This is a genomic window from Aestuariivirga sp., from assembly GCF_044239095.1.
Lineage (GTDB): Bacteria > Pseudomonadota > Alphaproteobacteria > Rhizobiales > Aestuariivirgaceae > Aestuariivirga.
The window spans coordinates 1-9,486 of the sequence record NZ_JBIICB010000162.1 but is presented as its reverse complement, the minus strand read 5'-3'; the positions used below and the strand labels follow the sequence as shown (position 1 = coordinate 9,486).

The window sequence follows — 9,486 nt, the reverse complement described above, 5'->3', positions numbered from 1 at the left end:
AGCGCCTCTTCCTTGCGGCCGAGGAGCGACAGGCTGTTGGCGAGATTGTTGTGCGCCTCGGCAAAATCCGGGCGGAGCCGCAGCGCCGCCTCGTAGCTTGCCACCGCCTGTTCGGTGAGGCCGCAGTTCCGCTGTGCCAGCCCACGGTTCAGCAGCAGTTCCGGCGAGCCGGGCATGAGCCGCGTGGCTGCCTCGAAGCTGGCAAGTGCTGCCTCATGGCGGCCAAGCTTCATCATGACGAGGCCGCGGTCCTTGTGGGGCTCGACCTTGCGCGGGTTGATGCGGGCGGCGGCGGCGAAGCCTTCTGCCGCGCGCTCCAGCACGCCTGCCTGGTAGAGCGCCACCGCCCGCAGATAGGCGGCGTCATAGTTCCGGGGATCAAGTTTCAGGATATTCTCATAGGTCCTGACTGCCAGCTGGAAGTCACCCTGCTGGTGGCTGGCGCGCGCCCTGTTCATGAGAAGCACGTTACTGGACATTCGACGGGGGCATCCGGATTCTTTGATGGCACCGACAGATAGCCGATTTTCCCGCGCTTGTGAAATCCCGGTCAGCCAAACCGGCGGCTCACGAAGGGCGAGCCCGCGGCACCGAAGCGCCACGGCAGGCCGGTGGCGCGGGTGATGCCGATGCGTGTGCCGGTGACAAGGGGCAAGCTCCGTCCCGGCCGCAGCGCGAAGGGTGGCGCCAGCAGCGACAGGCCGTCCTCGGCGCGGGTGATGCCCAGTGCCTCGGCCAGCCGGCCCGGCCCCGCGCACAGCTTTCGCACGTCCGCCGTGCCGCGCCGGGCCGCCATGATGTCGAGGCCAGCCGTGGGCTCAAGCGCGCGGATCAGAACAGCAGAACCCGGCAGGCAGACCGCATTGAGGCAGCAGTGCCGTCCGTAGATCAGGTAGACATAGCTGGACGCGGGACCAGCGAACATCGAGGCATTGCGCGCCGTCGGCCCCCGGAAGCTGTGGGAGGCAGGATCATCCGGCAGATAGGCTTCCGTTTCGACGATCAGTCCGCCAGCGCCGTTCACCGTGAGCTCGAGGCCGATCATTGCGGCAGCGACCGCGCGGGCATCGCGTGCGAAGAATTCCTGGCCCGGCACGCCGCGCTGGGCATTGGAGCCTTCCGGCACCGCGCCCGGTTGCCGCGCTGGTCCTTTCTCCCGCTGTCCGCCCATGATCCCCGCCAATCTCCTGTTCGAAGGCCTGCTCACGGCAGTGATTGCGCAATGAGGATATCAGGCTCAGTCAGTCAACGGGAATGGGATCGGGGAACATTGCGCCGCGCATCAGGCTGGTTCTGTGCCGTGCGCGCCAGCGCTCCGGCGTCTCGAACTCGCCCTGCCAGAGGCCGCGCCGGGACTGGCGCGCCGCGGCTTCCGCTTCGGCATGGTCCGTGGCGTGGCGGCGGTAGGCGATGGCCCAGCCGCTTTGCACCATTTCGCGGTTGATGTTCACATCGCCCGCGCGGCATTCCACGACAAAGCGGCCATAGCGGTCCGTCTCCAGGATATCGCAGTCGAGCGTTTCTCGTGTGACGAGGCTGCGCAGGTGATCGCGCGCGGCGCGCCCGCAGGCGAAGGGCTTGCCGTCCTTTCCCGTACAGTTCTGGTGGAGTTCGGGCGCGTCGATGCCATGCAGGCGGTATTCCTGCTCGCCCTTGCGCAGCGAGTCGCCATCGATCGCCACGAAGCGCCCTGATTCAGGCGCCAGCCACCCCGTCCGGCTGACGGCGAGTGTCACGAGTGCGGCGAGTGCGAGGAACACCAGCCCATCGGCAAGGCTGCGCAGGGGCGAGCGGCCGGCCTTGCGCCGTATTCTCAAGGCGCCTGCTTCTCCCAGCGGGCCGCGGCATGCTCGTCGCTGTCCCGGGCTTCGACCCAGTTCGCGCCTTCCGTGCCTTCCTCCAGCTTCCAGAAGGGGGCCTTGGTCTTCAGCCAATCAATGAGGAAGTGGCAGGCCGCGAAGGCGGCCTCGCGGTGGGCCGATGCGGTGATGACGAGCACGATGTCCTCGCCTGGCTCCAGCCTGCCATAGCGGTGAATGATGAGCGAGGCATCGATGGGCCAGCGCGCCAGGGCTTCGCCCTCGATCTCCGCCAGGGCTTTCTCGGTCATGCCGGGGTAGTGTTCGAGGGTCATGGCGCGCACGTTCTCGCCGTCCGAGAGGTCGCGCACGGTGCCGAGGAACATCACGGTGCCGCCGATGCTGCGCTGCCCTGCTTTAAGGGCGGCGAGCTCTGCGCCTGCATCGAAGGGCTGCTGTTGAACGCGGATCATGGCTGCAATGATGCCCTCATCTGGCCCGGGCTTCAATTGCCGGGCGGTATCTTGTCGGAGCGCAGCCGCGCGAAGCCGCCCTCCGGATTGTTCAGGATGTCGGGGATGTCCGGATAGATGCGTGGCGCTGCCCAGTTTCCCTGGACGATCACCGGCACCGGCAGGGGCGCGGTCTCGGGCGGCAGCAGCTCTGCCTTGAGGTCGAGCGCGCGGCGCAGCAGGTCGACCGTGCCTGACAGCGACATCCGCAGGCCCGGGGTGGCGAGCTCGCTGGCGCCGAGGGTGGCGAGGCCATCGGCCAGGCTCGCGGTGGCGCTCAGGCTGTCAACCGGGGTGCCGCCGGGCACGGTGGTCCAGCCGTCGAGGATTCTCTCGCGCACAGCGGCGATCGTCCCGCCGATGTCGCTGCCCGCGAGCTGCCCGCCGTTGAGCGACAGGCTGGCCGCCCCCTTGAGGGTGCTGACCAGCTCTTCCTGCGTCTGCCCCTGGGCGCTGAGCTCCAGATTGAGATTGCCTGTGCCGGACAGGGCCGTGACCCCCGTGAGTGCGCCGATGAGTGGCCCAAGGCCGGCATTCTCGGCGGTGATGCCAACGATGCCCGACGGCGGCAGGACAGCCGAATCGACCTGAACCCTGAAGCTTGCGGTGCCGCCGGTATCGAGGCGCGCGGCGCCGGAGGATTCGATCTTGCCGTCCGTCACCGTGGCGGCAAAGCGCGTGACCCCGCCCGTGAAGCCGTTAAAGGCCACCGTCCGCGCGATGATGCTCAGCTCCGCGTCCATGGCCCGCAAGGCCTGGACGGGGAACACAGCGCGGCCCCATGCCTCCGGCCCAGCGCCGGCGGAAGGCAGCAGCGCATCGAGCCACAGTGTTTCGGCCTGGAGATTGGCCTGCAGTTTCGGCCGCTCGCCGCGCAGGTCGGCCACCACGTCGCCAGCGGCGCGGAACTGGCCCAGCGTCACGGCGGCATTGCGGATCGCGAAGGCCCGGCCCGCGCTGTCGAGCGCGCCGTCGAGATTGAGGGGTTCTGGCAGGCTTGTGCCTTCGGCAAGCGGAATGCCCGCCCAGCGCGCCAGGGTGGCCGTCTCGCGGGTGGAAAGGCTCAGCGGCCCGGCCAGGTTCAGAACCTTGCCTGTCGAGAGCCTGCCGCTGAAGCTGACGGAGGCCGCACCACTCTCGATTACAACCTCGAGCGGTGAGCCACCGGCGTTGACGCGTGGCAGCGACCGGAGCTCGAGGTCGATGTGCGCCACCTGGGACTTGATCACCGCCGTGCCGGTGAAGGTCACGCCGCCCTCAGGGGTGATCCGCATCAGTCCGTCGACGTTGGAGAGCGTCAGCGCCTGTCCGTTGCGTGCATCGAAATAGCGGAAGGAGGCCTGCTTCAGCGTGATGGCCAGCTCCTGGCCGGCTGCCGCCTCCGGAAAATCCCAGCTGGCCTGGCCGCGCTCATCGATGAGCAGCGCGAATTCGGACTCGCTCAGGGAGATGCGCGTGAGATCGGGCTTGCGGGAGAGAATCTGGCCGAAGCTGACGGGGATCACGAGCGTTCCGCCGGACAGCAGGCCGGCGCTCGCTTCCGTGAGGCCGGCAAGTACGGGCTGCTCGATGCGGAGCGACAGCGGCGAGAAGTCGAGATGGGCTCTGCCCGTGGACGAAAAGGCACGCCCGAGCTGCTGTTCGGCGATCCTGCCCAGCGCCGGGACGACCCAGCCCGGCGAGAGCACGACCCACACGACAGTTGCCACTGCGATCAGAGCAACGGCGGCGCCCACTGCCATCAATCCGCGACGGTCCATCGGAAACTCCTGAAATTGCGCCGCTTTTGGCCGGGACTTGCGGCCCTTCTGTGACATCAATAGACCCTTGATACCACGCAGTTGAGACATGAGCCTTACATGACTGAAAGCCCCTTGTGGACCCCCGATCCGGCCCGTGCCGAAGCCTCCGCCCTCTGGCGGTTCATGCAGCCTTTGGGCCTGAAGAGCTTCGAGGAAGTGCTGCGCTTCTCGGTCGAGCGGCCGGAGGATTTCTGGAGCGGGGTGTGGGATTTCTGCGCGGTGAAGGCTGAGACGCGCGGCGAGCAGGTTCTGGCTGACGGGGATCGCATGCCGGGCGCGCGCTTTTTTCCCGGGGCGCGGCTGAACTACGCCGAGAACCTGCTGCGCAGGAACGACGAAACCGATGCGCTGGTCTTCCGCGGCGAAGACAAGGTGCAGCGCCGCATGAGCTGGGCCCGGCTCAACCAGGACGTGGCGCGTCTTCACCGCGCCCTCGCGGCTGCGGGCGTCAAGTCCGGAGACCGGGTTGCCGCCATCGTGCCGAACATGCCCGAGGCGATCGTGTGCTTCCTCGCGGCCTCTTCGCTGGGGGCCATCTGGTCGTCCTGCTCGCCCGACTTCGGCGAACGCGGCATCCTCGACCGCTTCGGCCAGATCGCGCCACGCGTGCTCATCACCTGCGACGGCTACTACTATGGAGGCAAGACCATCCGCATGGCGGACAAGGCGGCGAATGTGCTGAAGCAGCTGCCGTCCGCCGAAACGATCCTCGTCATCGACTATATCGGCGAGGCGGAGGGCACCGCAGCGGCACTTTCCGGCGGCGAAACGCTGGCCGCTTTCATGCAAGGCCACAGCGCGGCACCCATCGCCTTCGCGCAGCTGCCCTTCGATCATCCGCTCTATATCCTCTATTCCTCCGGCACCACCGGGGTTCCCAAATGCATCGTGCATTCGGCGGGCGGCATCCTGCTCAAGCATCTCAGCGAGCACGTGCTGAACACGGGCACCGGGCCCGGCGACAGGCTGTTCTATTTCTCGACCTGCGGATGGATGATGTGGAACTGGCTGGTCTCCGGGCTTGCCGCGGGCGCCACGCTTCTTCTCTATGACGGCTCGCCCTTCCACCCGTCAGGCCGGGTGCTGTTTGACTTTGCCGACGAGGAGGCGATGACGATCTTCGGAACCTCCGCCAAATATATCGACGCCGTGAAGAAGAGCGGGCTGGTGCCGCGCGAGACGCATGGTCTGCGGACCCTCAGGGCCATGCTCTCGACGGGCTCTCCCTTGAGTGCCGAGAGCTTCGACTTCGTCTACGCGGACATCAAGGCGGACATGCAACTGGCCTCGATTTCGGGCGGCACCGACATCTGCGGCTGTTTCGTGGGCGGCAATCCCCTGTCTCCCGTCTGGCGCGGCGAGATCCAGGGTCCGATGCTCGGCATGGCGGTTGACGTCTATGACGAGGCGGGAGAGCCGCTCCGGGGCGGCAAGGGCGAACTCGTCTGCGTGAAGCCGTTTCCCTCAATGCCGGTGATGTTCTGGAACGATCCCGACGGTGCGAAGTATCACAACGCCTATTTCGCCCGCTTTCCCGGCATCTGGTGCCATGGCGACTTCGCCGAGATCACGGCGCATGGCGGCATGATCATCCATGGCCGGTCGGATGCGACGCTGAACCCGGGCGGCGTCAGGATCGGCACGGCGGAGATCTATGCCCAGGTCGAGCAGGTGCCGGAGGTGATCGAGGCGCTGGCCATTGGCCAGGACTGGGACAATGACGTGCGCGTCGTCCTGTTCGTGAGGCTGCGCCCTGGCGTGGCGCTCGACGAGGCGCTTGCCGCGCGGATCAGGACGCAGATCCGTGCTGGCGCATCGCCCCGCCACGTGCCGGCGAAGATTGTGGCCGTGGCCGACATTCCGCGCACCAAGTCCGGCAAGATCACCGAGCTCGCGGTGCGCGACGTGGTGCATGGCCGCGTGGTGAAGAACAAGGAGGCGCTCGCCAACCCCGAGGCGCTGGACCTCTACGAGGACCTGCCCGGCCTCAGGACGTGATGTGCGGTTCGTGGAAGGTGCGTGACAGCAGGATCACCGGCAGCAATCCCGCCGCGACGATCGTGAGCGCGGGAAGGGCACTTTCCTCAAGCTCGCCCATCGATGCCAGGACGAAGACGCTGGTCGCGAGGGTCTCGAAGTCGAAAGGCCTGAGGATCAGCGTCGCCGGCAGTTCCTTCATGCAGTCGACGAAGACGAGGAGCCCTGCTGCAACCAGCGCCGGCCGGAGAAGCGGCAGGTGAACCTCGAAGAAGGCGCTGACGGGACCCCGCCCCAGCGTTCTTGCGGCGGCGGCGACGTTGGGCGTCACCTTCTGGAGCCCTGATTCGATGGTGCCGAAGGAGATGGCGAGGAAGCGCACCACATAGGCGAAGATGACCGCTGCGATTGAGCCTGAGAGCAGGAGGCCGGTCGAGATGCCGAATGTCTCCCGCATGAATCCGTCGACCGCATTGTCGAAGCCGGCAAGCGGGATGAGCACACCGATGCCCAGCACCGTGCCGGGGATCGCATAGCCCATGGAGGTGATGCGGATGACGTTGCCCGTGAAGCGTGAACGCATCACGCGGTTGGCATAGCCGAGCACCAGGCCCAGGGCGACGGCGATTGCCGCAGCAAGGCCCGCCAGCAGCAGCGAATGGTAGACCGCCCTGAGGTAGGGCATGGACAGCGCCTGGTCGAGCCTCGATGCGGCGAAGGCCATCAGCACCAGCGCGGGGACGACGAAGCCGATCACGATCGGTGTTGCGCACACGATCACCGCGAGGACCCGCTGCCAGCCGTTGAGGCGGATGCGGTCCGGCTGACGCGGGCGCTGGGAGGGCAGCACGAAGGACTGCCGGCGCCTGGCCGTGCGCTCGACCCAGACGAGCACGAAGATGAAGAGAAGCATCACGGCGGAGATCTGCGCTGCCCCGCCGAGGTTACCATTCGTGATCCATGTCGTGTAGACGCCGAGGGTGAGGGTGTTGACCCCGAAGAAGCCCGCCGCGCCGATGTCGTTCAGGCATTCCATCAAAGCGAGCGACACGCCGACCGCGATGCCGGGCCTTGCCAGAGGCAGCGCCACGTTGCGGAATGCGCCCCACGGCGTGCGCCCGAGGGCGCGTGCCACTTCGAGCTGGGTGGCGGGCTGGCGGATGAAGCTCGCCCGCGCAGTGAGGAAGACATAAGGGTAGAGCACCATGGAGAGCACGAAGATCGCGCCGCCCAGAGACCGGATCTCGGGGAACCAGTAGTCGGACGGCCTTGTCCAGCCGAACACGCCCCTGAGCCAGGTCTGGAGCGGCCCGGCGTAGCTCAGGAAATCGACATAGGCGAAGGCCACGATGTAGCCCGGCATCGCCAGCGGCAGCAGCGAGGCCCAGACGAACAGGGGCCGCAGGGGAAAGCGGCACATGGTGACGAGCCATGCGACCGCGGTGCCAACGGCAAAGGTGATGAGGCCCACGCCCACCATCAGCGCGAGTGTCCGCATCACATAGCCCGGCAGCACGGTGGCAATCAGGTGCGGCCAGATGTTTTCGGTCGGCATCAGCGCCAGCACGATGATGGTGAGCACGGGAAGCCCCAGCGCAAGGCCGGTGACCAGTGCCGCGGCGCCCAGCAGCCGCTCGCTCAGCGGCCGTGGCGGAGCCTTCAGCATGGATAGTGCGTCGCCGGATGGCATGCCGTGCGCTATTCCGCCAGGACGCGCGGCGTGGGGAAGGTGATCTCGGCGAGGGTTCCCCGGCGTGGCTCACTCGAGAGATGGAAGCGGGCGCGGTTGGCCTCCACCAGGGCCTTGGTCAGCGGCAGGCCGAGGCCTGTGCCCTGCGCGTGCCGGCCCTCCGTCGTCACGCGGCCGAAGGGCTCCAGCGCGCTCCTGAGCTGGTCCTCGTCCATGCCGATGCCGCTGTCCTTGATCTTGAGCTTCAGTTCGCCGGAGGCGAGCAGCTGGGCGGAGATCACGACCTGGCCACCGGGATCGGTGAACTTGATGGCGTTCGACAAGAGGTTCAGCATGACCTGGCGCATGGAGCGGAGATCGGCCACCACGTTGGGAAGGTCTGCCGGGAAGGACTTGCGCAGAACGACGCGGGCAGCGGTCGCCTGCTCGGCAAGCAGCCTCATTGCGTGTTCCGTGACTTCGCCGAGGCCCACAGCGGTGAAGTTGAGCTCAAGCTTGCCGGCCTCGACCTTCGAGAGGTCGAGGAGGTCGTCGATGAGGGACAGGAGATGGGCTCCGCTGGCGTGGATGTCCTGCACGTAGCCGCGGTATTTTTCGTTGTCGATCTCGCCGAAGCGGCCGAGCCGCATCACCTCCGAGAAGCCCATGATGGCGTTGAGCGGGGTCCTCAGCTCGTGGCTGACGCTGGCGAGGAACTCGGATTTCTGACGGCTGGTCGCTTCCGCGCGGTCCTTTGCCTCGCGCAGTTCCTGCTCGGTCTTTTTCCATTGCGTGATGTCGCGCACCACCGCGCAGAAGGCGGCCTGCGAGCGCGGCGCCTGCAGCCTGCCGATGGTGAGGAAGAGCGGCACCGTGCCCCCTTGGGCCACCTGAGCCGTCACCTCCCGGCCATCGTTGAACACGGATGCCAGGCCCGGGCCATGCAGCGCCGCGAGATAGTCGCGCACCGTCTTGCGGCTCTCGGGCGCCAGGAGGTCGAGGAAGGGCTTGCCCGCAACGTCTGCGATGCGCTGGCCGAAGATTGCCTCCGCCCCGGCGCTGAAGGTGTGGATGCGGGCTTCGTGATCGAGGGTGATGATGCCGTCGGCGGCGGTGTCGAGAATGGCCCGCAGTTCCTGGTCGGCCTCGGAGGGCCCGTGGCGGAGCGGGAGCTGGATCACGTCGGCCGAGGGCCTGGGGGGAGCCGCAGGCGGCGTCTCCGGCGTGGCCGCAGGTTTGGGATCTGCTGCAGGCGGCGCGTCAGCCTCCACCGGGTTCAGCACGAACTGCCGCGCAGGGCCGCCGAGCCAGGGGATAACCGTCATCTGCACGCCCGCCCGGACGAGGTGCCCGTCATCGACTGCAATGCCGGCGGGCGGAAGGGACTGGCCGAGCCCGCCGAACTGGCTCTTGAGGCTCGCGTCGTTGATCACCTCTTCCGCGGTTTCATAGCCGAAGAGCAGGGCCGCTGCGGGATTGGCGAACAGCAGTTGCCCATCCTTGGCCACGAGCACGGCATCGCTGCGGTTCTCGAGCGGGATGCGGACCTGGTCTGGAACATGCTGCAGGGCGCGCCGTGCTGCGGGCGCAGGCGGCGGGGCTTCGGCTGCCGGTGCAGCATGGCGCGGCGGCAGCTGCCTGATCCCGTCCTCGAGGGTCTTGCCCAGCCGCTCGAAAACGGCAGCGTCGGCTTCCGGCAGGCGTTGCGCGGCAGGTGGTGGCGCGGC

Annotated in this window: 8 protein-coding genes; 1 reads left to right on the top strand and 7 read right to left on the bottom strand. The window is 67.4% G+C overall.

Annotated features, from left to right (window positions below):
• From ACILRA_RS14430 to ACILRA_RS14410, 5 genes are all read right to left on the bottom strand, one after another.
• The coding region (locus ACILRA_RS14430) for a tetratricopeptide repeat protein (protein ID WP_395662789.1) at positions 1-479 on the bottom strand (479 nt) is incomplete at its 3' end.
• A 71-nt stretch (positions 480-550) separates the two neighbouring features.
• Positions 551-1,171, bottom strand: coding sequence for a DNA-3-methyladenine glycosylase (locus ACILRA_RS14425; RefSeq protein WP_395662788.1), 621 nt, complete (start codon positions 1,169-1,171; stop codon positions 551-553).
• Positions 1,172-1,241: 70 nt separating this feature from the next.
• Positions 1,242-1,817 (bottom strand): thermonuclease family protein, encoded by a 576-nt coding sequence (locus ACILRA_RS14420; RefSeq protein WP_395662787.1) that lies wholly within the window; start codon positions 1,815-1,817, stop codon positions 1,242-1,244.
• Complete coding sequence (locus ACILRA_RS14415) at positions 1,814-2,272, bottom strand: molybdenum cofactor biosynthesis protein MoaE (protein ID WP_395662786.1); 459 nt, start codon at positions 2,270-2,272, stop codon at positions 1,814-1,816. Before ACILRA_RS14415 ends, ACILRA_RS14420 begins: the two co-directional genes overlap by 4 nt.
• A gap of 32 nt (positions 2,273-2,304) precedes the next feature.
• Positions 2,305-4,071, bottom strand: a complete 1,767-nt coding sequence (locus tag ACILRA_RS14410) for an AsmA-like C-terminal region-containing protein (protein ID WP_395662785.1) — start codon at positions 4,069-4,071, stop codon at positions 2,305-2,307.
• Positions 4,072-4,170: 99 nt separating this feature from the next.
• On the opposite strand from ACILRA_RS14410, the gene ACILRA_RS14405 reads away from it, so the two are divergent.
• Positions 4,171-6,111 (top strand): acetoacetate--CoA ligase, encoded by a 1,941-nt coding sequence (locus ACILRA_RS14405; protein ID WP_395662784.1) that lies wholly within the window; start codon positions 4,171-4,173, stop codon positions 6,109-6,111.
• On the opposite strand, the gene ACILRA_RS14400 is transcribed toward ACILRA_RS14405, so the two are convergent.
• Together ACILRA_RS14400 and ACILRA_RS14395 are read right to left on the bottom strand one after the other, a co-directional pair.
• Positions 6,101-7,780, bottom strand: coding sequence for an ABC transporter permease (locus ACILRA_RS14400; protein WP_395662783.1), 1,680 nt, complete (start codon positions 7,778-7,780; stop codon positions 6,101-6,103). The two genes, ACILRA_RS14405 and ACILRA_RS14400, sit on opposite strands and share 11 nt — an antisense overlap.
• Positions 7,781-7,788: 8 nt before the next feature.
• On the bottom strand, positions 7,789-9,486 hold a 1,698-nt coding region (locus ACILRA_RS14395; RefSeq protein WP_395662782.1), incomplete at its 5' end, for an ATP-binding protein.

Bases quoted from the DNA above. Each gene is read 5' to 3' on its own strand.
- ACILRA_RS14410 (WP_395662785.1), bottom strand. From the start codon at position 4,071: ATGGACCGTCGCGGATTGATGGCAGTGGGCGCCGCCGTTGCTCTGATC.
- ACILRA_RS14415 (WP_395662786.1), bottom strand. From the start codon at position 2,272: ATGATCCGCGTTCAACAGCAGCCCTTCGATGCAGGCGCAGAGCTCGCC.
- ACILRA_RS14405 (WP_395662784.1), top strand. From the start codon at position 4,171: ATGACTGAAAGCCCCTTGTGGACCCCCGATCCGGCCCGTGCCGAAGCC.
- ACILRA_RS14425 (WP_395662788.1), bottom strand. From the start codon at position 1,171: ATGGGCGGACAGCGGGAGAAAGGACCAGCGCGGCAACCGGGCGCGGTG.
- ACILRA_RS14400 (WP_395662783.1), bottom strand. From the start codon at position 7,780: ATGCCATCCGGCGACGCACTATCCATGCTGAAGGCTCCGCCACGGCCG.